The following is a 23469-nucleotide window of genomic DNA, read 5'->3' as shown; positions in this document are numbered from 1 at the left end:
AGACTGGTCCGCGCCAACCTCATGCAGCGCCGCCGTATCGACAGCTTGCTCCAACCACCCACGATCAGCCAAGATCAGCCCCAGATGTGCCTAAGTCTGGCTCAAACCTAAACCGGACACCCGTGGGCTTGTCCCGGCCATCCGCGTCTTGGGGCTTGGCACGAAGAACGTGGATGCCCGGGACAAGCCCGGGCATAACGGAGAGAGTCTCATAAGGTGGGCAAAGCGAAGCGTGCCCACCGTCAGTTGCTGATCAGGAAACACCTGTTGGTGCGCACGGCGCTGCGCGCCTTTGCCCACCCTACGAAACGGCCTTAACGCTCCCCTTCGTCATTCCGGGGCGATGCGAAGCATCGAACCCGGAATCTCGAGATTCCCCGGTGCGCAATTGCGCACCTGAGGTCTGGTCCTTCGGACCATCCCGGAATGACATTGCCCCGCTCCTGCAACTCACTAGCGACTACAGCTGTGGATCGCCGCTTGATGTTCACCCGCGCCCTGCTAAATCCCCGCCATGACCTCCCAGCACAACAAGTCCTCGGTCGCGGCCATCTCGATCTTCGCCAGCGGCAGCATGGCGGCGGCCAAGTTCGTGGTCGGGATCGCGATCGGCTCGCTGGCGCTGATCTCCGAGGCCCTGCATTCCTCAATCGACTTGGTCGCGACCATCATCACCTGGGCGGTGGTGCGGGTGTCCGACAAGCCGGCGGACGAGGAGCACCATTACGGCCACGGCAAACTGGAGAGCATCTCGGCGCTGGGCGTCACCGCCCTGCTCTACGTGCTCGCCGGCGGCATCCTGGTCGAATCCTATAGCCGGCTGCGCGAGGGAACCCCGCCGCCGACCATCTCGGCCGTGCCATTCGTGGTGCTGGTGATCGACATCCTCGTCAATCTCTGGCGCGCCCGCGCCCTGCACCGCGCCGCGCGGGAGACCAGGAGCCAGGCGCTCGCCGCCGACGCGCTGCATTTCGCCTCCGACGTGATGGGCTCCTGCGCCGTGATCGTCGGCCTGATCCTCGCCGCCCTCGGCTTCTGGTGGGGCGACGCGGCCGCGGCCGCCGCCGTCGCCGTGATGATCGCGGCGCTCGGCCTGCGCATGGCCGGCTCGACCGTGCAGACGCTGCTCGACCGCGCACCGGAAGGCGCCCAGGAGAAGGCCACGGCTGCGATCCGCAGCGTTGCGGGCGTGATCGACGTCGAGCGGCTGCGCGTGCGCATGGTCGGGGCAACCACGTTCATTGACACCATCGCCAAGGTGCCGCGGACCTACCCGATCGACCGCGTCGAGAGCATCAAGCGCAACGCGGAGGCTGCCGTCGTCAAGGCGTTCGGCGATGCCGACCTCTCCTTCACCGCCGTTCCCGTCGCGCGCGACAACGAGACCGTGCGCGACCGCATCATGGTGATCGCGCGCAATTCCGGCCTCGCCATCCACCACGTCACGGTGCACGATCTCGGCGCCAAGCTGATCGTCAGCATCGATCTCGAGGTCGACGCCGGGATGCAGCTCGATGCCGCCCACGACATCGCCAACACGCTGGAAAGCAACATCCAGGAGGAGTTCGGCGAGGACGTCGAGGTCGACGTCCATATCGAGCCGCTGGAACCGGAACTGCCGTTCGGGGTCGATGCCGCGCCGGAACGCGTGCAGACCATTGCCGCCGCGCTGGCCGAGTTCGCCGGCGAAGGCGATATCCACGACATCCATAATGTGCGCGTCCGCAACACCGATGCCGGCGAGATCGTCAACTTCCACTGCCGCGCGGCACCGTCGATGAGCGTGATCAAGGTGCACGAGCATGTCGACGCGATCGAGCGCGCGTTGCGCCGCGCGTTCCCGAGCGTGAAGCGCGTGATCAGTCACGCCGAACCGCCGCGTGCGTGATGGAGAACGTGCGAGGAGTCACACGTTCTCGTTTCGGACTCCTCGCGCCCGTGCGTTTGCGGACGCGCGATGCGCGAACTGCGCGTTGGATAAGAATAATTTCGCGTTAACGATTCATTGACTCTCGACACCCCGGGAAAACTGGATTCAAATCGCTGTGATTCGGAAGCGACGTGGGGCTGCTTCCGAACTCAAGTTGCAAGCAGGTTTTCCAGGGGGCCGAAGGCATGTCGCGTGCAGACGCCGCGAACGCGTGCGTCCAATCCGATTCGATCAAGGGATTGGCGCAATCGATCGCGAAACCTGCCTATCATCGGCTCCTGATCGCGGAGCCGGCGCTGCGCCGCGCCGTGCCGACGCTCATCATCGCGTTCCTGATCACGATCTGCCTCGGCGCGTTCGTGCAGGTCGTCGACCAGACGCGCCAGAAGCGGCTGGTGATCCGCCACGACATCTCGGCGCTCGCCGACCTGCTCGCCGAACGCATCGACCGCCTCACCTCCGTGCGGCAGGAGCGACTGAAGAACATCGAGAGCCTGCCGACGCTGCTGCCCGACCTGATCCCGTCCTGGGGCATGGCCTCGGGGCGCCACGTCATCGTCACCTCGGCCGGCGTCGACCGCCGCCTCCTCGCCCGCGTCCCGGTCGACAGCGATCCCTCCGGCAACGACCGTCTGCTCGATGCGATCACCACCGCGCAACTGCTCGCGGCGCCGCCGCGCGACGGCAACATCTCCGACATGACGCTGCCGAGCGGCAACGCCGCGATGGCGACTTCGCGGCAGATCAAGTCGCTGCCCGGCTTCGTCACCGTGATCCAGGAGCGCAACGAGCCGATCTGGGGCTCGGACGCCGCGCTCTCGGTGACGCTGTCGGCCACCACCGGCTTCGTCGTCCTGATCCTGGGTTTTGCCTTCCACTGGCAGTCCACCCGCGCCCGCGAAGGCGACCTCATCAACGACGCCGTGCGCGGCCGCATCGACACCGCGCTCAACCGCGGCCGCTGCGGACTGTGGGACTGGGACCTGTCGCGCGGCCGGATCTTCTGGTCGCAGTCGATGTTCTCGATACTCGGCCTCGACGGCCGCAACGAGCTCCTCACCTTCGGCGAGGTCAACGCGCTGGTGAAATCCGACGACATCGACCTGTTCGAGATCGCCGACCAGCTGATCTCTGAGAAGATCGACCACATCGACCAGACCTTCCGCATGCAGCATGTCGACGGGCACTGGATCTGGCTCCGCGTCCGCTGCGAGAAGACGCGCGGCGCGACGGACTCCAGCGTGCACCTGATCGGAATCGCCGTCGACATCACCGAGCAGAAGAGCCTCGCGGAGAAGACCGTGGAAGCCGATCTGCGCCTGCGCGACGCGATCGAGACCATTCCGGAAGCCTTCGTGCTGTGGGACGCCAGCGACCGCCTGGTGCTCTGCAACTCGCACTTCCAGCGCCTGCACAAGCTGCCCGACAGCGCCGTCATCCCCGGCACCTCCTACGAGACCGTGCTCGAGGTCGGCCGCATGCCGGAGGTGCGCACCCGCCACAATGAGACCGCAGCCCAAGGCCCCGGCGCGCGCACCTTCGAGGCGCAGCTCGACGACGGCAGCTGGCTGCACATCAGCGAGCGCCGCACCAAGGACGGCGGCTACGTCTCGGTCGGCACCGACATCACCCGCATCAAGGAGCACGAGCAGAAGCTGGTCGACAACGATCTGCGCCTGCGTGCCACCGTCATCGACCTGAAGCGCTCGCAGGCGGCACTGGAGCGCCAGGCGGTCGAGCTCGCCGACCTCGCCGAAAAGTACCAGCGCGAGAAGACCCGCGCCGAGGAAGCCAACCAGACCAAGTCGAAATTCCTCGCCAATATGAGCCACGAGCTGCGCACGCCGCTGAACGCCATCATCGGCTTCTCCGAGATCATGGGCTCGGGCATGTTCGGCGAGCTCGGAAGCGAGAAGTACCAGGAATACTGCCAGGACATCCTGACCAGCGGCCACTATCTGCTCGAGGTCATCAACGACATCCTCGACATGTCCAAGATCGAGGCCGGCCGCATGAAGCTCGACATGGAAGAGCTCGACCTGGCGCAGACGCTGGCGGAATCCTTGCGGGTCGTCACCGGCCGGGCGCAGGACAAGCACCTGACGCTCGACGCCGACATCGCAAAATCCATCTCCGTCGTCGCCGACCGCCGTGCCACCAAGCAGATCATCGTCAACCTGCTCTCAAACGCGGTGAAGTTCACGCCCGACGGCGGACGCATCGTGGTGCGCAGCCGGCAGCTCGAGGACAGGATCGTGCTGATGATCGCCGACACCGGCATCGGCATCGCGCCGCATTCGCTGGCGCGGCTCGGCCGCCCGTTCGAGCAGGTCGAGAGCCAGCTCACCAAGACCTATCACGGCTCCGGCCTCGGCCTCGCGATCGCGCGCTCGCTGGCGCAGCTCCACGGCGGCTCGATGCGGCTGCGCTCCAGGCTCGAAGTCGGCACCGTCGTCCGCGTGACCCTGCCGCGCGACGCGATCAAGGCGGGGTCGGGCATATCGGCCGCGGCCTAGCGCACGGCGGGAAGCTCGCCTGCGGCCATCCTTCGAGACGCCCGCCTCCGGCGGGCCCTCAGGATGAGGGCAGAGTCCGCGGCAGCCGCTTCAACGAACACCGATACAACGGAGCCTCATCCTGAGGAGCCCGCAAAGCGGGTGTCTCGAAGGACGAGGCGCTTGCTCAGCTTCCCGCCACGGCCCCTACAATTACAAAGACGGTGCGACTTCGCGCGCGACATTGACCAGCGCCGCGATCAGCGGCGTCATCGGATCGCGCTGCGGGATCACCAAGCCGATGCTGTAATTGACGTCGGGATCGGTGATCGGGATCGAACGGACGGTATCGGACAGGCCGAGCGTCTCGGCAAGCTTGGCCGGCATCACGCTCGCCCACCGCCCCGTCTTCACATGCGTGAACAGCACCAGCAACGAGTTCGAGGTCAGCGTCGGCGTTGCCTCCGCGCCGACCGAGCGTAGCGCGCGGTCGATGATGCGGCGGTTCTGCATGTCGGGCGTGAGCAGGCACAGCGGCACCTGGCCGACTTCCGTCCAGGTCACCGTCTCGCGGTCGCCGAACATCGCATCGGGCGCGGTCAGGAGCCGATAGCTCTCGTTGTAGAGCGGAATGGTCCGCACCTTGCCGATCGGCTCGTTCTCGATATAGGTCAGCCCGGCATCGACCTCGAGATTTTCGAGCAGCCCCAACACCTCGGATGACGTCGTGGACTGGATGCGGAAGCGCACCTCGGGATGCCTGGCGCGGAACGGCGTGGTCAGCGCGGCGACCATGCCGAGCACGGTCGGGATCGCCGCGATGCGGATCTCGCCGGAGAGCTGATGCTTCAGCCCGTTGATCTCATCGCGCATCGCGCGGGCATCGCCCACGATCCGCCGCGCCCAATCCAAGGCACGCTCGCCTTCCGGGGTGAAACCCTGGAAGCGGGAGCCGCGCTGGACCAGCATCACGCCGAGGATCTCCTCGAGCTGCTTCAGCCCGGTCGACATGGTCGGTTGCGTGACGCCGCAGGCCTCGGCCGCGCGTCCAAAATGCCGCTCCTTCGCCAGCGCCAGCAGCAGCTCAAGCTTGTCGATCAACCGGTTGTCCCCTCGGATTCTGTCGTGGCATGCAAGCTAGCATGCCGGGCCTGCACCAACACGCAAAAACCGGCAACCGATACAAATTTCATTACCATTCCGTATCGATCGATTGCGGTTGCAAATCGATCTGAATTCGCAATCGCAGCATGAGACAGCTTTATTGATCTTCGAATGATTCCAAATAGTTTGCGCTGAAGGAACGCTCAGGTTGAGAACGAACAATGACAACGCTTTACGATCCGTGGGACGAAGCCCGCGGCGCCGAGATCATCGCCGAAAACGCCAGGCAGGAAGGCGCCACGCTCGTCATCCTGCATGCGCTTCAGGAGGCATTCGGCTACGTGCCGGAGGCCGCCATTCCCATGGTGGCGCAGGCGCTCAATCTGTCGCGCGCCGAAGTGCATGGCGTGTTCACGTTCTATCATGATTTCCGCCACAAGCCGGCCGGCCGCCATGTGCTGAAGCTCTGCCGCGCGGAAGCCTGCCAGGCTGCCGGCGGCGATGCGCTGGCGGCGCGCGCCGAGGCGAAGCTCGGCGTATCGCTCGGCAACACCACGGCCGACGATCGCGTCACGCTGGAGCCGATCTACTGCCTCGGCCTGTGCGCCACCGCCCCGTCCGCGATGCTCGACGGCCGCCTCATCGGCCGGCTCGATCAGAAGCGCCTTGATGCACTGGTCGCGGAGGCGCAGCGATGAACATGCGGATCTTCGTTCCCCGCGATGCCGCCGCTGTTGCCGTCGGCGCCGATGAAATTGCAGTCGCCTTCGAGCAGGTCGCGGCCAAGCGCGGCCTGCCGGTCGAGATCGTCAGGACCGGCTCGCGCGGGCTGTGCTGGCTGGAGCCGATGGTCGAGGTCGCGACCCTCAAGGGCCGCGTCGCGTACGGGCCGGTGAGCCCGGAGGATGTTGCCTCCGTGTTCGAATCCATGGCGGGCAACGGGCCACATCCCCTGCGGCTTGGCGTCGCGGACGAGCTGCCCTGGCTGAAGCGCCAGACCCGCCTGACCTTCGCCCGCTGCGGCGTGATCGACCCGCGCTCGCTCGACGATTACCGCGCCCACGGCGGCTACAAGGGCCTGGAGCGCGCACTGTCGCTCGGCGCGGACGCGATCCTCACTGAGGTCACCGCCTCGGGTCTGCGCGGCCGTGGCGGCGCGGGCTTCCCGACCGGCATCAAGTGGAAGACCGTCGCGCAGGCCAAGGCCGATCGCAAATTCATCGTCTGCAACGCCGACGAAGGCGACAGCGGCACCTTCGCCGACCGCATGATCATGGAAGGCGACCCCTTCCTGGTGATCGAGGGCATGACGATTGCCGGCATCACGGTCGGCGCGACCAAGGGCTATATCTACATCCGCAGCGAATATCCGCACGCGGTGGAAGCCATGAATGCGGCCATCGTCGCGGCCAGGCGCGGCGGCTATCTCGGCAGCAAGATCGGCGGCTCGACATACAGCTTCGATATGGAAGTGCGCGTCGGCGCCGGCGCCTATGTCTGCGGCGAGGAGACCTCGCTGCTGGAGAGCCTCGAAGGCCGCCGCGGCATCGTGCGCGCGAAGCCGCCGCTGCCCGCGCATCACGGCCTGTTCGGCAAGCCGACGGTCATCAACAACGTGCTGTCGTTCGCGGCCGTCCCCTTCATCCTCGCCGAAGGCGCCAAGACCTATGCGGATTTCGGCATGGGCCGCTCGCGCGGCACGATGCCGATCCAGCTTGCCGGCAACATCCGCCAGGGCGGGCTGTTCGAGACCGCGTTCGGCGTGACGCTCGGCGAGCTCGTCGATGACATCGGCGGCGGCACGTTCACCGGCCGTCCGGTCCGCGCCGTGCAGGTCGGCGGCCCCCTCGGCGCCTATTTCCCCCGCGCCCTGTTCGACACGCCGTTCGACTACGAGGCCTTTGCCGCGCGCGACGGCCTGATCGGCCATGGCGGCATCGTCGTGTTCGACGACAGCGTCGACATGCGCAGGCAGGCGCGCTTTGCCATGGAGTTCTGCGCCGTCGAATCCTGCGGCAAGTGCACGCCGTGCCGGATCGGCTCGACCCGCGGCGTCGAGACCATCGAGAAGATCATCAATGGCGAACGCGTGAGCGAAAACCTCGCGCTGGTCGAAGACCTCTGCAACACCATGAAATTCGGCTCGCTCTGCGCGCTCGGCGGCTTCACGCCCTACCCCGTGCTCAGCGCTTTGAAGCACTTCCGGGAGGATTTCGTCCCGGCCCCGACCACGCTTCAGGCCGCGGAATAGGAGAACGACAATGTCTCTGATCGAAGAAATCGACTTCGGCACGCCGGCTTCCAAATCGGAAACGATGGTGACGCTGACCATCGACGGCAACCAGGTCACGGTGCCCGAGGGCACCTCGATCATGCGGGCCGCGATGGATGCGGGCCACCAGATCCCGAAGCTCTGCGCGACCGACATGGTCGACGCGTTCGGCTCCTGCCGCCTCTGCCTCGTCGAGATCGAGGGCCGCGCCGGAACGCCGGCGTCCTGCACCACGCCGGTGATGAACGGCCTCGTCGTGCACACCCAGAACGAGCGGCTGAAGAAGCTGCGCAAGGGCGTGATGGAGCTCTACATCTCCGACCATCCGCTCGACTGCCTCACCTGCGGCGCCAACGGCGATTGCGAATTGCAGGACATGGCCGGCGCCGTCGGCCTGCGCGACGTACGCTACGGCTACGAGGGCGAGAACCACGTCTTCGCCAAGACACCTGGCAAGACCGACGGCTGCAGCAACGACCATTGGATGCCGAAGGACGAGTCCAATCCCTACTTCACCTACGATCCCTCCAAGTGCATCGTCTGCTCGCGCTGCGTCCGCGCCTGCGAGGAGGTGCAGGGCACCTTCGCGCTGACGATCTCGGGCCGCGGCTTCGACAGCCGCGTCTCGCCGGGCATGAGCGAGAGCTTCCTCGGCTCCGAATGCGTGTCCTGCGGCGCCTGCGTGCAGGCGTGCCCGACCGCGACGCTGACGGAGAAGTCGGTGATCGAGATCGGCCAGCCCGAGCATTCGGTCGTCACCACCTGCGCCTATTGCGGCGTCGGCTGCACCTTCAAGGCCGAGATGCGCGGCGAGGAAGTCGTGCGCATGGTGCCCTACAAGGACGGCAAGGCCAATCGCGGCCATTCCTGCGTCAAGGGCCGCTTCGCCTGGGGCTACACCAACCACAAGGAACGCATCCTCAACCCCATGATCCGCGAGCGGATCGAGGACCCCTGGCGTGAAGTCTCCTGGGACGAGGCGTTCTCGTTCGCCGCGGCCAGGATGCGCGGCATCCAGCAGAAGTACGGCCGCGACTCCATCGGCGGCATCACCTCCTCCCGCTGCACCAACGAAGAAACCTATCTGGTGCAGAAACTGATCCGTGCCGGGTTCGGCAACAACAATGTCGACACCTGCGCGCGCGTCTGCCATTCCCCGACCGGCTATGGTCTTTCGGTCACCTTCGGCACCTCGGCCGGCACACAGGACTTCGATTCGGTCGAGAACACCGACGTCGCCCTGATCATCGGCGCCAATCCGGCCTCGGCTCATCCCGTCTTCGCCTCGCGCCTGAAGAAGCGGCTGCGCCAGGGCGCCAAGCTGATCGTGATCGATCCGCGCCGCACCGAGATGGTGGAATCGCCGCACGTGAAGGCGCTGCATCTGCCGTTGATGCCCGGCACCAACGTCGCCGTCGTGACGGCGCTGGCGCATGTCATCGTCACCGAGGGTCTCGTCAACGAGGCCTTCGTACGCGAGCGCTGCGACTGGGCCGAGTTCGAGGAATGGGCCGCCTTCGTCGCGCAGCCGAAGCACAGCCCGGAATCGACCGCGATCCTCACCGGCGTCGATCCGAAGGATCTGCGCGAGGCGGCCCGCATCTACGCCACCGGCGGCAACGGCGCGATCTATTACGGCCTCGGCGTCACCGAGCACAGCCAGGGTTCGACCACGGTGATCGCGATCGCCAACCTTGCGATGGCGACAGGCAATATCGGCCGTCCCGGCGTCGGCGTGAACCCGCTGCGCGGCCAGAACAACGTTCAGGGCTCCTGCGACATGGGCTCGTTCCCGCACGAGCTGCCGGGCTATCGCCACATCTCGGGCGATGCCGTGCGCGACCAGTTCGAGGCGCTGTGGAACGTCAAGCTCAACCCTGAGCCGGGCCTGCGCATTCCCAACATGTTCGATGCCGCGGTCGAAGGCACGTTCATGGGCATCTACGTCCAGGGCGAGGACATCCTCCAGTCCGATCCCAACACCAAGCATGTGGTGGCGGCATTGTCGGCGATGGAATGCGTCATCGTCCACGACCTCTTCCTCAACGAGACCGCGAACTACGCCCATGTCTTCCTGCCCGGCTCGAGCTTCCTGGAGAAGGACGGCACCTTCACCAACGCCGAACGCCGCATTCAGCGCGTCCGCAAGGTGATGACGCCGAAGAACGGCATGGCGGACTGGGAGGTCACCATCGCCCTCGCCAAGGCCATGGGCCTCGAGATGAACTACAGCCATCCGTCCGAGATCATGGACGAGATCGCGGCGCTGACGCCGACCTTCGCCGGCGTCTCATACGCCAGGCTCGACGAGCTCGGATCGGTGCAGTGGCCGTGCAACGAGAAGGCGCCGGAGGGCACGCCGGTGATGCATATCGGCGGCTTCGTGCGCGGCAAGGGCAAATTCGTCGTCACCGAATATGTCGCGACCGACGAACGCACCGGCCCGCGCTTCCCGCTGCTGCTCACGACCGGACGCATCCTCAGCCAGTACAATGTCGGCGCGCAGACAAGGCGCACCGAGAACGTGGTCTGGCACGCCGAGGATCGCCTGGAGATCCATCCGCACGACGCCGAGCTGCGCGGCGTGCGCGACGGCGACTGGGTGCGGTTGCAGAGCCGCGCCGGCGAGACGACGTTGCGCGCGGAGATCACCGACCGCGTCGCGCCCGGCGTCGTCTACACCACCTTCCATCACCCGGACACGCAGGCCAACGTCATCACCACCGACTATTCGGACTGGGCGACCAACTGTCCCGAATACAAGGTCACGGCGGTGCAGATCTCGCCGTCGAACGGCCCATCCGACTGGCAGAAGAGCTATGACGAGCAGGCGCGGCACTCGCGCCGCATCGCGCCGGCCGAGGCCGCGGAGTAACCGCATGCACGTGCCGGTCCAGGCCATCGACCGAGAAACCTGGCGCGACGGTGTCGCGTCCGAGGGGGTGCGGCTGATTCCGGAGGAGACGCCGCTGGCGCTGACCTATAATGGCGGCACCTATGCCGTCATGATGGGGACGCCGCAGAACCTCGAGGATTTTGCGGTCGGCTTCAGCCTGGACGAAGGCGTCATCAAATCTGTCGACGACATCCGCTCGCTCGAAGTGGTCCGCCTCGACGACGGCATCGAGCTCAGGATGTGGCTTGCACCGGAAGATGCGGCACTCATCAGCGAGCGCCGTCGTCACATCGCCGGTCCCACCGGCTGCGGCATCTGCGGCATCGAATCCATTGCCGAAGCCGTGCGACCCGCGACGGTCGTGCCGCACGGGCAGACCTTCACGCCCGAGCAGATCATGACGGCGATGCAGGCCATCGCGCCGCTGCAATCGATCAATCTGCAAACCCGCGCCGTTCACGCCGCCGCATTCTGGTCGCCTGCCGGCAACATCGTCGCGCTGCGCGAGGATGTCGGCCGCCACAATGCGCTGGACAAGCTCGCCGGCGCGCTGGCGCGCAGCCGCACGGATGCATACGGCGGCATGGTGCTGCTGACGAGCCGCGTCTCGGTCGAGATGGTGCAGAAGACCGCCGCGATCGGCGCGCCGGTGATGGTCGCCGTTTCCGCGCCGACCGCGCTTGCGGTTCGCACCGCGGAAGCCGCCGGCATCACGCTGATCGCCATTGCCCGCCAGGACGGGTTCGAAGTGTTTTCGCATGGTGGCCGGATCGTCGCCCACCATGCCACGGAGGTTGCCGATGTCGCCTGACCGCCTGATCTACATGGCCAACCAGATCGGCAAGTTTTTCCAGAGCCAGGGCCACGACAAGGCCGTGCCGGGGATCGCCGAGCACATCAAGAAGTTCTGGGATCCCCGGATGAAGCGCGCGATCTTCGCGCATCTCGATGCCGGCGGCGCGGGCCTGGAGCCGAACGTGCGCGAGGCCCTCACTTCGCTGAAGCAGGCTACGCCCCTTCCAGCAGCGCCCTGAACACGCGCCGCACCTCGCCCTGCGTCTCCTTCACCCGTGCCTCCAGCGACGAGAAGTCCGGCGCATCGCCGGCGCGCGCCATGACGCGCTGCAGATCCGTGCCGGCGGTTTCCGGCTTGAAGCGGTCGCTGACGCAAAGCCGCAGGATCTGCGTCAGATCGTGATACAGCCGCGCCGCGGCACGCAATATCTCGGTCTCGGATTGCCCAAGCACGCCGAGCCTGCAGGCATTCTCCAGCACCTGCATCGTACCGACGTCGAGCATCTCGGGCTTGTGGTGAGCGTGCACGAGCTGGAGATACTGCGCGATGAAGTCGATGTCGATCATGCCGCCGGCGGCATATTTGAGATCCCAGTAGTCGGTCTCGCCCTTCTCCTGCGCGATCGCCCGCCGCATGTCGGCGACGTCGTTGGCGATGATCGCGCGATCCCGGCGGCGGGTCAGGACATCGCGGATGACGCGCTCGATCCGTTCCCGGAATTGGGGCGAGGCCGACACCACGCGCGCGCGCGTCAGCGCCATGTGCTCCCAGGTCCAGGCCTCGTTGGCCTGGTAGTCCGCGAACGAGACGAGGCTCGAGGCCACGGGGCCGGCGCGCCCCGACGGACGCAGCCGCATGTCGATCTCGTAGAGCACGCCGTAATTGGTGCGCGTCGTGAACGCGCTGATCAGGCGCTGGGTGAAGCGGGCGAAATAATGCGCACCCTGAAGCGACTTCGCTCCGTCCGAGTCCGGACTGTCGCTGTCGAAATCGTAGAGCAGGATCAGGTCGAGATCGGACGACGCCGTCATCTCGCGGCTGCCGAGCCGGCCCATCGCAATGATCGCGGTCTCCTGCGCCTTGATCCGGCCGTGCTGGGCGGCGAAGCGATCGGCGACGAGGCCATGCACGGTGTGGACGACGCCTTCGGCGACATCCGCGAAGGCGGTGCTCGCCTGCTGCGCCGAGACGGTGCCGGACAGGATACGCGTGCCGATCAGGAACAGGCTCTCCTGCCCGAACAGGCGCAGCCGGTCGAGGAACTCTTCGTACGAGCCGGCGTCATGCACCGTGGTCGCGAGCCGTCCCGACAATTCCTGCCTGTCCGGCATGGCGCCGAAGAAGCGCGGATCGATCAGGCCGTCCATCAGCTGCGGCTGCCGCGCCAGCATCTCGCCGAGCCGGGGCGCAGCGCCCAGCACCAGCGCCACGAGCGCGACGAGATCGCGGTTCTGGCCGAGCAGCGTGATCAGCCGGCCGCCACGCTGGAGCGCGCCAAGGAATTGATCGAACGCCACGACGGCGCGATCCGGCTCCTCGGCACGCGCGAGGCCGTCGATCAGGGCCGGCACGAATTCGACGAAGGCGCTTCGCGTCGCCTCATTGCGGAACACGCGATAATCACCCCTGATCCAGTCGCGCAACGTCTGTGCGACGGCAGCCGGCTTCTTGAAGCCGAGCGTCGTCAGATATTGCAGCAGGCGCGGATCATCGGGACCGGTGCTGTAATCGAGCGCCGGCAGGGTTTCCGTGCCTGTGGGATCGTCGCCCTCGAACAGTTTTTCGTAGTGGCCCTGGACGATTTCGAGTTGGCGCAACAGATCGCGGGCAAACGTCTCGCGATCCGGATAGCCGAAGAACCAGGCAAAGCGTTCGACCGCTTCCTTGTCCTCGGGCAGCGTGTGGGTCTGCTCGTCGGCAATCATCTGGAGGCGATGCTCGACCCGGCGCAGGAATTCGTACGCGTCGGTCAGCTCGTCGCGCGCCGCGAAGGTGATCCAGTTGCTGGAGGCGAGCACGCCGAGCGCCCTAAGCGTCGGCCGCACCCGCAATTCCGGATGACGGCCGCCGGCGATCAATTGCTGGGTCTGCGCAAAAAACTCGATCTCGCGGATGCCGCCGCGCCCGACCTTCACGTTATGGCCCTCGACCGCGACCTCGCTCTGGCCGCGATAGGTCTGCATCTGCCGCTTCATGTCGTGGACGTCAGCAAGCGCGGCGAAGTCGAGATGCTTGCGCCAGACGAACGGCGCGATCTCGGCAAGCAGCGCCTCGCCCGCTTTGGGATCGCCGGCGCAGGCGCGCGCCTTGATCATCGCGGCACGTTCCCAGGTGCGCCCCTCCCGCTCATAGTAGTTGAGCGCGGCATCACGGGAGATCGCGACCTGGGTCGACGATGGATCGGGGCGCAGACGCAGATCGACGCGGAAGACGTAGCCGTCATAGGTGCGCTGCTGGAGGATGCGCGCCATGCCCTGCGTCACCCGGACGAAGAACGGCTGCGGCTCGATATCGGGCGCGAGCGTCGTGGCATCGGGATCGAAGAACACGATGAGGTCGATGTCGCTGGAATAGTTCAGCTCGCCCGCGCCCATCTTGCCCATGGCGAGCACGATGAGACCGCTGCCCTCTTCGGGCGCCTCGGGATTGGACGGCGAGAGCTTGCCACGTGCGGCTTCCTGCCGCAGCAGGTAGTGGAGCGCCGCCTGCACCGAGGACACCGCAACGTCGGTCAGCGCCGCCGTCACCCGCATCACCGGCCAGACACCGCCGATATCGCACAACGCGGTCAGCAGCGCGGTCTCCGCCTTCATGCGGCGAAGCAGGCGCATCACCTCGGCTTCGTCCGGGGCCGCGAGGACCGCGCCCCGCGCCTCCGCGATCAGCGCCGCCAGATGCGCGTCCGGCTCGCATTCGAGCAGCCGGATCAGGCGCGGCGCATCGGCGCGCGCCAGATCGAACAGATAGGGCGAGAATTCCGCGATGCCGGCCAGGATATTCCGGGCGAAGGGATGGACCAGCAGCGCTTCGAGACGGGCCGATTGTGCCGGCTCGAGCTCGGCCAGCCAGTTTTCAAAACGGCGTTGGTCGGTTGTGGAAGCGGCAATATGGGGAGCCTCCGCAAAGCGCGCGGCCAAGCTCTCGCCAGTCTTGTCCGCGTTTCCCGGCGCGGAGTGGTTCATGCCACCTTCTGTGGCACATCCGGTATTGGAGGAGCAACCCTGTCGCCGGCGCCTGCGCGCGCCGGGAGCACCAGCGTGGCGACGAGGCCCGGATGGGCATCGCTCAGCCGCAATTCGCCACCATGCAATGTCGCAACGGCCGCGGCGAGACTGAGGCCGAGGCCGGAGCCCGGCAGCGTGCGGCTCGCCTCCAGCCGCACGAATCGTTCGACGGCATGCTTGCGGTCGGCCTCGGGGATGCCGGGGCCGCGATCGGTGACGCTGAGCAGCACCTGGTCGCCCTCGCGCTTCGCCTCGATCGTGATCTGCCCAGCGTCCATGCTGACGACGGTTCCAGCCGTCTGCGTGACGGGCTTGCCGTATTTGATCGCATTCTCGACCAGATTGGCCAACGCCTGGCTGATCAATTCGCGGTTGGCGTGGACCGGCGTCGGATCGGCCTTGACCTTCAGGGTCATGCCGTCGTCCTCGGCCAGCGGCTCGTAGAGCTCGTGGATGCCGCCCGCGACCTCGGCGGCGTCGAAATCATCCATGTTGCCGCGTGCCTGACCGGACTCGGCCCGCGCGATCATCAACAGCGCATTGAAGGTGCGGATCAGGCCGTCGGATTCCTCTATGGTCCGCTCCAGCGCGGCGCGATAGTCGGCCTCGCTGCCGGATTTGGCCAGGGCCTCCTCGGCACGGTTGCGCAAGCGCGTCAGCGGCGTCTTGAGATCATGGGCGATGTTGTCGGAGACTTCCTTCAACCCCGCCATCAGCGCCTCGATCCGCTCCAGCATGGCGTTGAGGTTTTCCGCGAGGCGGTCGAGCTCGTCGCCGCTGCGTCCCACCGGCAGGCGTTCGCTGAGATCGCCAGTCATGATGCGATGCGCCGTGCCGCTCATGGCGTCGATGCGCCTCAGCACGCGGCGCGCGACGAAGATGCCGCCGCCGAGGCCGAGCACCACGACGATCAGGATCGACCATTGCGCGGCCTTGGCCACGATGCCGAACAGGCGGCGCCGCTCGGCGAGGTCACGGCCGATCAGGAGCCGGAAGCCGTTCTCCAGTTCAGTGACACGCACCAGCGCGCGATGGTCGCGGTCATCGGCATCCTCGATCCGCCGGTAGGCGGTCTCCGACCAGCCGCGCGTCGCCATCACCCCCGGCGCCAGCGAACCGACATTGCCGGCGATCGCCTGCCCTGTCGGCGTGGTCACGAGATAGAGGTTGGCGCCCGGGCGCAGCGCCCGATATTCGATCGTCCGCACGAGGCGAAACATGCCGCCGCGGCCGTAGATCTCGTTCATCTCCGAGGTCTCGGCATTGACCGTCTGCGTGATCTCCTCGGTGATCAGCCGCCGCGTATTCCAGGCGAAATAGCCGAGCAGCGAGGCCGCGAACATCGCGAACAGCAGCAGATAGACCAGCGTGAGCCGGAATGCCGTGGTGCGGACGAGTTTACCGAATGCCGTCACGGATCATGTATCCAGTTTCATTACCGCGTTTGCTATCATCAGGCACCGTTACCCTTTGAATTCTGCTTTGTTTACAGCAACTTGGCTTTATCGCCTACCGTCTGTCTTCGCCCAAACTCGCCCAACGCCAGGCGGTCTTGGTAAGAAAAGTGGCAAGGCGGCACATCCACCCTTTTGAAAGTATCCGTGACGGTCACACATCCGCACTGGTTCCTCGCGGAACGACTGACCCTGACGAGCACAGCATCCGTGACGGAAGGTGGTAAGCGGACGGGGACGTTAAAGTGGCCCTCCATTCGAACCAAGTTAAATCCCCGCAAGCTGGCGTTCATGCGGACACTGGGGCGCTGCCTGGTGGTACGCGGGAGCGGCGATCGGGTGTGGACCTTCCGTTTCACTGCCCTACCGGGACGCAGAATGTCGGTGCCCACTTCGCTTGGCCGGGCATCGGACGTGTCGCCCGCAACGGGGGTGCTTACGATGACAGGCCGGCGGCATGACCAACACATCGCCGGAGAAACTCGAAATTACGGCAAATTGTCCCGCAGGAAAATGTCGATGCGGATGCGCTCCTGGTCGGGACTGATCGGCTCGCCCGAACAATGCGCGAGCAGGATTCGCGCCGCAGACCGCGCCTCGTGGCCGGCATCCTGGTTGATGACGGCGTCGAGCGTGCCGCGGACCAGGAATCGCCTTGTGTACTCGGTCAGCTCATGGGTAATCCAGATCACCTCGCGCGCGCGGCCCGAGGCTTCGAGCGCATCGGCGATGCCGCGGTTTCCGGCGCCGCAGCAATATATGCCGCGGAGGTCGGCATGGCGCGCGAGCAGCGCGGCCGTGAGTTTTCGCGTGCGATCACTGTCGTCGCGCCCCTCGATGACCGGTAGCGCGGACAGGTTCGAATATTCGCTCGACAGGATCTGGTGGAAGCCGAACTGCCGTTCGGTGTGATCGCGCAGCGACAACGCTCCCGCAATCACGGCGACGGTCCCCTCGCGTTCCGCGAGGAAGCGCCCCATCAGCGTTGCCGCAGTACGGCCTGCGGCCGGGTTGTCGATCCCGACATAGTGTACGCGGGACGAGCTTGGCGCGTCCGACACGAGGGTCACCACGGCAATCCCGCGCGCGACGAGGTCGTCGATCGCGGCGCGAACCCTGGGATGATCGAGCGCGACCACGGCAACGCCCTGATAGGCGGGCGAGAGGCTCTCCAGCGCAACGGCAAGCACATCGGGGTCGAACACGTCGACATGGTGGATATCGATGAAGCCGCGCTGGCCGGCGAGCCAGTCCGCGGTACGAGCGACCTGCTCGGTCAGGTTGGTCATGAAGCTGTTGCTACCTGTCGGCAGCACGAAAGCGAAGCGGAACGACTGCCCGCGGGCGAGCCGGGCCGCGGCAATGTCGGCGCGATAGCCGAGTTTTGCCACCGCGGCCTCGACGCGCGCGACGGTCTTGGCCCGGACGCCCTCGCGCCGGTTGACGACGCGATCGACGGTGGCGAGCGAAACGCCCGCCGCGCGCGCGACGTCCTCGAGCGTGGCGCGAACCACCGGCTGGATCGCGCCAGCCGTCATTCGCGCGCGGCCCAAAGCATGCCGCGGGTCATCAACGTTCGGATCTCCGGCACGTCCAGCTCGTAGGCGCGGTGGCCGAGCGAGGAGTAGAACACCCTCCCCGCGCCATAGCGCTTCTTCCAGACCACCGGCATCACCACGCCCTCGATCCAGGGCGCGTGCTCGCCGGTGAAAGTGGTCGTCGCCAACACCTCGTTGGCGGGGTCGACATGCATGTAATATTGCTCTGACCGATGCTCGAAGCTCTTGAGACCCGTCATGATGGGATCATCCGGTTTCGTCAAGTCGACCTTGTAGTCGATGATGTTGCCGGGATGGGCGACCCACTGCCCGCCGCACAGGAATTGGTAGTCGACCGACTCACGGAAGGCATCGCACATGCCGCCATGATGGCCGGCAAGTCCGACGCCATTGCGCACCGCTGCGCAGAGATTGAGCGCCTCCGCCTTCTCGATCTTCGACATCGTGTAGATCGGTATGATCAGCGACAGATCATGGATCGCGGGATCGGCGAAGGATGCCGTCGTGGTTTCGATCCGAACCTCGAAGCCTTCCGCCTTCAACCAGCCACGGATCATCGAGGCGCAGAGATCGGGATCATGTCCCGGCCAGCCACCCCATACAATCATTGCCTTGCGCATGGTCATTCCCTCAGTCGATCTGTCCGGTTTCACGTCCGGCCGGCAGCATCGCCGGCCGCTCAACGCTGCTCTCGATCTTGACGCGGCGGCCCTCGTCGGCGGAGGTCTGGAACGCCTCCATCACCTCCAGCACGTGGAGGGCAAGCGCGCCGCTGGCGCGATGCGGCCGGTCGTTCAGGACCGCGGAGGCCATGTCGGCGACGCCGATGGAGCGGAACTCGCCCTCGACGTGACCGTGCGTCAGCGGCATCGCCTCCCATTCACCGCCGGTCTTCGCCACCTGCACTTCGCCGCCGAAACGATTTGGATCCGGCACCAGCATGCTGCCCTTGTCGCCGTAGATCTCGATCGGCGCATGCCGGTGTTTCGGCACGTCGAAGCTCATCGTGATCGAGACGACCGCGCCACTTTCAAACTCCAGCGTGCCCGCGACATGGGTCGCGACTTCGACCGGGATCAGCGCACCGTTCATCGGCTGGCTGGTGACGAGACGCTCGGTCTTCGGACGCGCGGTCGAGCCCATCACGCTGGCGACCGGACCGAGCAATTGCACGAGATCGGTGATGTAATAAGGCCCCATGTCCAGCATCGGTCCGCCGCCGCGCAAATAATAGAAGCCGGGCGCCGGATGCCAGCGCTCGTGACCGGGGCAGCCGAAGAACGCGCTGCCCGCGACAGGCGTGCCGATCGCACCGTCGTCGATCAGCTTGCGCGCGGTCTGATGGCCGCCGCCAAGAAACGTATCCGGAGCGCAGCCGACGCGCAGGTTCTTCTGTGCGGCGACCTCCATGACCTTGCGCGCTTCGGCAACATTGATTCCGAGCGGCTTCTCCGAATGAACGTGCTTGCCGGCGTTCAGCACAGCCAGGCTGACGTCGGTGTGGGCGAGCGGCACCGTGAGATTGACGACGATTTCGACATCGTCGCGCTTCAACAACTGGTCGACCCGCATTGCCGGCAAACCAAACGCCGCTCCCTGGCGCTCCGCGGTCTCGCTGCGCATGTCTGCAAGCGCCCTGACTTCCATGACCGGAAAACGCTGGGCCGCTTTGAGGTAGGCGGTACTGATCACACCGCAGCCGATGATTCCGACGCCGACTTTTCTCATTTTGGGCTCCCGAGACTATGGCTCATCCCTTGACCGCGCCAGCAGTGAGGCCGGCGACGATTTGCTTCTGCGCCAGCAGAAACAGAATGATCGTGGGCAGGATGGTGAGGGTGATGAAGGCGAGGATCAGGTGCCATTCGGACGAGTATTCGCCCTGGTAGACCATGATTCCGAGCGGCCATGGATACAGCGCGTCGGTGTTCAGCATCACCAGCGGCAACAGATAGGCGTTCCAGCTGTTGACGAAGGTGATGGTGCCGACGGTCGCCAGGATCGGACGCGATAGAGGTAACGTCACATAGCGGAAGAACTTGATATAGCTGCAACCGTCGACCAGCGCGGCCTCGAGCAACTCGTATGGGATGTCCTTGAAGAAGCGGCGCAACAGCAGCACGCTCATGGCGAGGCTGAACGCCACCTGCGGCAGCGCAACGCCGAAATAGGTATCGAGCAGGCCGAGATCCCGCACCTTGATGAACAGAGGCAGCACGGCGGTTGCAGCGGGAAACAGCAGGCCCAGCGTCAGGTAGCTGAGCAGCATCGAGCTCCCGTAAAACCTGACGTGGGCGAAGGTGAACGCGGCCATCGAAGCCGTGATCAGGGTCAGCGTCACCGCCAGCGTCGAGATGATCAGCGAATTGCGCAAGAGCTGCCAGTAGCGCGCCGAGAACAGGATGTCGGCGTAGTTCTGCCACTCCCAATGCCTGGGCAGGCCGAACGGATTGACACGCAACTCGCCGAGCGACTTGAAGCCGCCGAGCAGGGTCCCGAGCAGCGGCACCAGGACGAAGATCGCGATCAAGCCGAGGAACAGCGCCTTGAACAACGCGGCGGGATCGAATGCGCTTCTGGCTCCGACACTACTCATCGCGCATGAACCATCGCTTGTAGGTGAAAGCAAAGGTCACGCAGATCGCGAACAGGATGACGCCGATGGCGCTGCCATAGCCGACCCGCATGCGCGAGATGCCGTTGTTGTAGAGAAAGCTGACCATCGTGTTCGACGAGTCGGCCGGTCCTCCGCGCGTCAGCGGCATGACGAGGTCGAACAATTGCAGGGAACCGATGATGGCGAAGAATACGGACAGGCGGATGGTCGGAAAGAGCAAGGGGATCACGACGTGGCGCAGCGTCTGCGTCCGCGTCGCGCCGTCGATTCGGGCGGCCTCGATCAGGCTCTTGTCGAGGCCCTGCAGCGCCGCAATGAACAGCATCATATGGAAGCCAAAATACTTCCAGACCACCACGATCAGCACCGCCAGCATCGCCGTGTCGGTCGAGGCCAACAGATGCGGAGGCTGGGCGCCGAATGCGCGCCAGACCGAGGCGACGAGGCCGTAATCGCCGTCATAGACGAAGCTGAAGATCAGCCCGGTCGCGATCTCGGCCAGGATATAGGGCATGAAGAACAGCATGCGCAGCGCCACGGCCCCGCGGAAGCGTTCGGCGAGCATGAGAGCCAGCGCGAGAGCAAGCGGCAGCTGGATGGCGAGCGAAACGGCGATGATCAGTCCGTTGTTGCGCAGCGCGAGCCAGAAAGCCCGCGTCTCCAGCACGAAACGGTAATTGTCGAAGCCGATCCAGTTCGTCGGCCTGCCGAACCCGTTCCAGTTGAAAGTCGAGTACCAAGCGGCCTCGCCGATCGGCAGCACCACGAACACCGTAAACAGCAGCAGTGCAGGCGGCAGGAACAGGATCAGGACCGTGAAACGGCCATCCCACCTCGGGCCGCGAAGCGCAAGCGGCGAGACCGATGGCTTCGCAACGCTCATCGCCGACGCGCTTGCGATCCGTCGTTCCACCATCAGTTGCCCTGTTTCCAGGCCGCCTCGATAGCTTTCGCAGCGTCCTGCGGGGCCATGCTGCCGCCCGCGATCTCCGCGGTGACATCGTTGACGACCCGGCCGACCGAGGGGCCGAGGCTCTGGTCGTAGAAGTTCTGGTGGTAGTTCGACTTCGCCAGATTGGCCGCGATCAGCTTCATGAAGGAGTTGTTGAGGCCAGCATCAGCGCCCTGCACCACCGGGATGATGAAATTGGCCGCAGCAAGCCGCGTCTGCACATCCTTGGAAACGAAGTATTTCAGGAAATCGACAGCCTCCTTCGGCGACCCCTTGGTGATCAACCAGCCGGTGATGCCGCCGAGGGTGTCGGTCGGCGCGCCCTTGCCGCCGGCGACGACCGGAAAATCGAACCAACAGATCTTGTCTTCGCCAAGACCGACCTTGTCCGCCGCGAGAGCGCGCTGCAGATGATAAACGGTCGAGATCGCGAGCGTCATCGCGGCCTTGCCGTCGCCGAAATAGCCGACGGCCTGCGGGTTCTTGAAGCCGAGGAAGCCGTTCTGGAACGGCTGGAGATCGACCAGTTGCTTGAACAGTTCGCCGGACTTCTGGAAGGTCTCGCCGGCGAAGCCGCCGTTCTCGCCGCGCAGCGCCGCATCGAACGCGGCCTTGCCGCCGATGCGCACCGCCAGATGCGTCCAGTAGAAATGCAACGGCCATTTGTCGGCGCCACCGACCACGATCGGCGTCACGCCGGCGCCCTTCAGCGTTTTCACTGCCGCGAGCAGATCGTCCCAGGACTTGATGGCGGCAGGATCGACCTTCGCTTTGGCCATCAGGTCCTTGTTGCAGAGGAAGCCGACCTGCGAGAGCGCGGTCGGCAGACCGTAGACGCGGCCATTGCTGGTGAAAGCCGCGAGCGCGGCGGGGGTGAGGCTGTCGCTGTAACCCTTCACCTGATCGGTGATGTCGTCGAGCACGCCAGCTTCGATCTGGGTCTTCAGAACCCCGCCTGCCCAGCTGTAGATGATGTTCGGACGGTCCTTGGATTGCAGGATCGTCGGCAGCTTGGCCTTGTAAGCTTCGTTCTCCAGGAACTGCATCTCGATCTTGACGCCCGGGTGCGATGCCTCATAGGCCCGCGCGACCTCATCCCAGATCTTCACCTGGGCCGGGTTCGCCTCGATGTGCAGCCATTTCACCGTGGTGTCGGCTGACGCAGAATTGGCCCCAAGCAGGCATGCGACAGCGGCGAGTCCCAGTTTCCCGAGCAATCTCATCACATCCTCCCAACCGGCTTTTATTCTTTGGCCGCAATCCTGCCCTCAATTTTTGAGGTGCGCAACACAAATTCTGACCTATGTACCTCACAGATGGAATGGCTAAGGTCCGCAAAAGAATCGGGGCCAGCCGCTGCGCCGGCCGTAACAAACTGAGGTGCCCATGGCCGCCATCTATTCCGACCTCGTCGGCAAGGTCGTGCTCGTCACCGGAGGCGCAGCGGGAATTGGCGCTGCGATCGTGCGGCGCTTCGCCGAGCAGAAATCCAAAGTGGTGTTCTTCGACATCAAGATCGACGAGGGACAGCGTTTGGCGCGTGAACTGTCCGATCAGGGACTCGCCGCGCATTTCCAGCACGTCGACCTCACCGACATCCCCGCGCTCCGCGCCGGCGTCGTCGAGGCGCGCGAGACTTATGGCCCGATCAACATCCTGATCAACAACGCCGCGCATGACGAGCGGCACAACACCGAGGAGATGACGCCGGAATACTGGGACGACCGCATCGCGGTGAATCTGAAGCACCAGTTCTTTGCGTCACAGGCCGTGTTGCCGGACATGAAGGCGGCCAATGCCGGCGCCATCATCAATTTCGGATCGGTGTCGTGGATCGCCGGACAAGGCGGCATGGCCGCCTACACCGCCAGCAAGTCAGGCGTGATTGGACTGACGCGCTCGCTGGCGCGCGACTACGGCCCGTACAACATCCGCGTCAACGCGATCGCACCGGGCTGGATCATGACCGAGCGCCAACTCGAGAAATGGATGACGCCGGCGGGCGAGATCGAGTTGCAGCAGCGACAATGCCTCAAGCGCAGGCTCATGCCCGACGAAGTCGCGAAATTCACCGTCTTCCTTGCGTCGGACGAGGCCTCCGCCTGCACCGCTCAACACTACATCGTCGATGGCGGCTGGGTCTGAGATGCTTTGGCGATCAGCGCTCTGT

At 65.3% G+C, this 23469-nt stretch carries 17 protein-coding genes; 8 read left to right on the top strand and 9 right to left on the bottom strand.

All coding sequences use genetic code 11. The annotated features are described in order from the left end of the window. Nucleotides 1-514: 514 nt before the first annotated feature. Complete coding sequence (locus RAD15_RS31475; RefSeq protein WP_458182240.1) at nt 515-1888, top strand: cation diffusion facilitator family transporter; 1374 nt, start codon at nt 515-517, stop codon at nt 1886-1888. Between the two features lie 227 nt (nt 1889-2115). After that, nucleotides 2116-4446: a PAS domain-containing sensor histidine kinase gene (locus RAD15_RS31470; RefSeq protein ID WP_458182238.1), complete on the top strand. Its 2331-nt coding sequence runs from the start codon at nt 2116-2118 to the stop codon at nt 4444-4446. A gap of 192 nt (nt 4447-4638) precedes the next feature. On the opposite strand, the gene RAD15_RS31465 is transcribed toward RAD15_RS31470, so the two are convergent. Next, the gene (locus RAD15_RS31465; protein ID WP_458182237.1) at nt 4639-5526 is read right to left on the bottom strand and encodes a LysR family transcriptional regulator; all 888 of its coding nucleotides are present in this window, start codon (nt 5524-5526) and stop codon (nt 4639-4641) included. A 224-nt stretch (nt 5527-5750) separates the two neighbouring features. On the opposite strand from RAD15_RS31465, the gene RAD15_RS31460 reads away from it, so the two are divergent. The 5 genes from RAD15_RS31460 to RAD15_RS31440 are packed head-to-tail and all read left to right on the top strand — an operon-like array spanning nt 5751 to nt 11731. Then, entirely contained in the window at nt 5751-6227 is a 477-nt protein-coding gene (locus RAD15_RS31460; RefSeq protein WP_458182235.1) for a formate dehydrogenase subunit gamma, read from the top strand. Continuing rightward, the gene (locus tag RAD15_RS31455) at nt 6224-7780 is read left to right on the top strand and encodes a formate dehydrogenase beta subunit (RefSeq protein WP_458182234.1); all 1557 of its coding nucleotides are present in this window, start codon (nt 6224-6226) and stop codon (nt 7778-7780) included. Before RAD15_RS31460 ends, RAD15_RS31455 begins: the two co-directional genes overlap by 4 nt. Before the next feature lie 10 nt (nt 7781-7790). After that, on the top strand, nt 7791-10676 hold the full coding sequence (gene fdhF / locus RAD15_RS31450) for a formate dehydrogenase subunit alpha (RefSeq protein WP_458182233.1): 2886 nt from the start codon (nt 7791-7793) through the stop codon (nt 10674-10676). Between the two features lie 4 nt (nt 10677-10680). Next, nucleotides 10681-11508: a formate dehydrogenase accessory sulfurtransferase FdhD gene (fdhD, locus tag RAD15_RS31445; RefSeq protein WP_458182231.1), complete on the top strand. Its 828-nt coding sequence runs from the start codon at nt 10681-10683 to the stop codon at nt 11506-11508. After that, the gene (locus RAD15_RS31440) at nt 11498-11731 is read left to right on the top strand and encodes a formate dehydrogenase subunit delta (RefSeq protein WP_458182230.1); all 234 of its coding nucleotides are present in this window, start codon (nt 11498-11500) and stop codon (nt 11729-11731) included. The genes fdhD and RAD15_RS31440 overlap by 11 nt, the downstream gene beginning before the upstream one ends. On the opposite strand, the gene RAD15_RS31435 is transcribed toward RAD15_RS31440, so the two are convergent. The 8 genes from RAD15_RS31435 to RAD15_RS31400 form a co-directional block, all read right to left on the bottom strand. Then, entirely contained in the window at nt 11706-14675 is a 2970-nt protein-coding gene (locus RAD15_RS31435; protein ID WP_458182228.1) for a bifunctional [glutamine synthetase] adenylyltransferase/[glutamine synthetase]-adenylyl-L-tyrosine phosphorylase, read from the bottom strand. The genes RAD15_RS31440 and RAD15_RS31435 overlap by 26 nt on opposite strands. Then, complete coding sequence (locus RAD15_RS31430) at nt 14672-16132, bottom strand: ATP-binding protein (protein ID WP_458182227.1); 1461 nt, start codon at nt 16130-16132, stop codon at nt 14672-14674. Before RAD15_RS31430 ends, RAD15_RS31435 begins: the two co-directional genes overlap by 4 nt. Nucleotides 16133-16659: 527 nt before the next feature. Beyond that, nucleotides 16660-17709, bottom strand: a complete 1050-nt coding sequence (locus RAD15_RS31425; protein WP_458182226.1) for a LacI family DNA-binding transcriptional regulator — start codon at nt 17707-17709, stop codon at nt 16660-16662. Further along, entirely contained in the window at nt 17706-18350 is a 645-nt protein-coding gene (locus tag RAD15_RS31420) for a ThuA domain-containing protein (RefSeq protein WP_458182225.1), read from the bottom strand. The genes RAD15_RS31425 and RAD15_RS31420 overlap by 4 nt, the downstream gene beginning before the upstream one ends. A 10-nt stretch (nt 18351-18360) precedes the next feature. After that, nucleotides 18361-19458 carry a Gfo/Idh/MocA family protein gene (locus RAD15_RS31415; RefSeq protein ID WP_458182224.1) on the bottom strand — a complete coding sequence of 366 codons (1098 nt, stop codon included), beginning with the start codon at nt 19456-19458 and terminating at the stop codon, nt 18361-18363. A gap of 22 nt (nt 19459-19480) precedes the next feature. Further along, the gene (locus RAD15_RS31410) at nt 19481-20326 is read right to left on the bottom strand and encodes a carbohydrate ABC transporter permease (RefSeq protein WP_458182223.1); all 846 of its coding nucleotides are present in this window, start codon (nt 20324-20326) and stop codon (nt 19481-19483) included. After that, entirely contained in the window at nt 20319-21260 is a 942-nt protein-coding gene (locus RAD15_RS31405; RefSeq protein WP_458182249.1) for a carbohydrate ABC transporter permease, read from the bottom strand. The genes RAD15_RS31410 and RAD15_RS31405 overlap by 8 nt, the downstream gene beginning before the upstream one ends. 2 nt (nt 21261-21262) lie before the next feature. Then, on the bottom strand, nt 21263-22522 hold the full coding sequence (locus tag RAD15_RS31400) for an ABC transporter substrate-binding protein (RefSeq protein WP_458182222.1): 1260 nt from the start codon (nt 22520-22522) through the stop codon (nt 21263-21265). A 163-nt stretch (nt 22523-22685) separates the two neighbouring features. Between RAD15_RS31400 and RAD15_RS31395 the strand changes: the two genes are divergently transcribed. Continuing rightward, on the top strand, nt 22686-23444 hold the full coding sequence (locus tag RAD15_RS31395; RefSeq protein WP_458182220.1) for an SDR family NAD(P)-dependent oxidoreductase: 759 nt from the start codon (nt 22686-22688) through the stop codon (nt 23442-23444). The last annotated feature ends 25 nt before the right edge of the window (nt 23445-23469 follow it).

The organism is Bradyrhizobium sp. 14AA (genome assembly GCF_054185205.1).
The sequence above is the reverse complement of the archived record's forward strand: the minus strand, read 5'-3'. Positions and strand labels throughout refer to the sequence as shown.

Coding starts and splice junctions, on each gene's coding strand:
- RAD15_RS31475 (WP_458182240.1), top strand. CDS start 515: ATGACCTCCCAGCACAACAAGTCCTCGGTCGCGGCCATCTCGATCTTC.
- RAD15_RS31470 (WP_458182238.1), top strand. CDS start 2,116: ATGTCGCGTGCAGACGCCGCGAACGCGTGCGTCCAATCCGATTCGATC.
- RAD15_RS31460 (WP_458182235.1), top strand. CDS start 5,751: ATGACAACGCTTTACGATCCGTGGGACGAAGCCCGCGGCGCCGAGATC.
- RAD15_RS31455 (WP_458182234.1), top strand. CDS start 6,224: ATGAACATGCGGATCTTCGTTCCCCGCGATGCCGCCGCTGTTGCCGTC.
- fdhF (WP_458182233.1), top strand. CDS start 7,791: ATGTCTCTGATCGAAGAAATCGACTTCGGCACGCCGGCTTCCAAATCG.
- fdhD (WP_458182231.1), top strand. CDS start 10,681: ATGCACGTGCCGGTCCAGGCCATCGACCGAGAAACCTGGCGCGACGGT.
- RAD15_RS31440 (WP_458182230.1), top strand. CDS start 11,498: ATGTCGCCTGACCGCCTGATCTACATGGCCAACCAGATCGGCAAGTTT.
- RAD15_RS31435 (WP_458182228.1), bottom strand. CDS start 14,675: ATGAACCACTCCGCGCCGGGAAACGCGGACAAGACTGGCGAGAGCTTG.
- RAD15_RS31425 (WP_458182226.1), bottom strand. CDS start 17,709: ATGACGGCTGGCGCGATCCAGCCGGTGGTTCGCGCCACGCTCGAGGAC.
- RAD15_RS31420 (WP_458182225.1), bottom strand. CDS start 18,350: ATGCGCAAGGCAATGATTGTATGGGGTGGCTGGCCGGGACATGATCCC.
- RAD15_RS31415 (WP_458182224.1), bottom strand. CDS start 19,458: ATGAGAAAAGTCGGCGTCGGAATCATCGGCTGCGGTGTGATCAGTACC.
- RAD15_RS31410 (WP_458182223.1), bottom strand. CDS start 20,326: ATGAGTAGTGTCGGAGCCAGAAGCGCATTCGATCCCGCCGCGTTGTTC.
- RAD15_RS31400 (WP_458182222.1), bottom strand. CDS start 22,522: ATGAGATTGCTCGGGAAACTGGGACTCGCCGCTGTCGCATGCCTGCTT.
- RAD15_RS31395 (WP_458182220.1), top strand. CDS start 22,686: ATGGCCGCCATCTATTCCGACCTCGTCGGCAAGGTCGTGCTCGTCACC.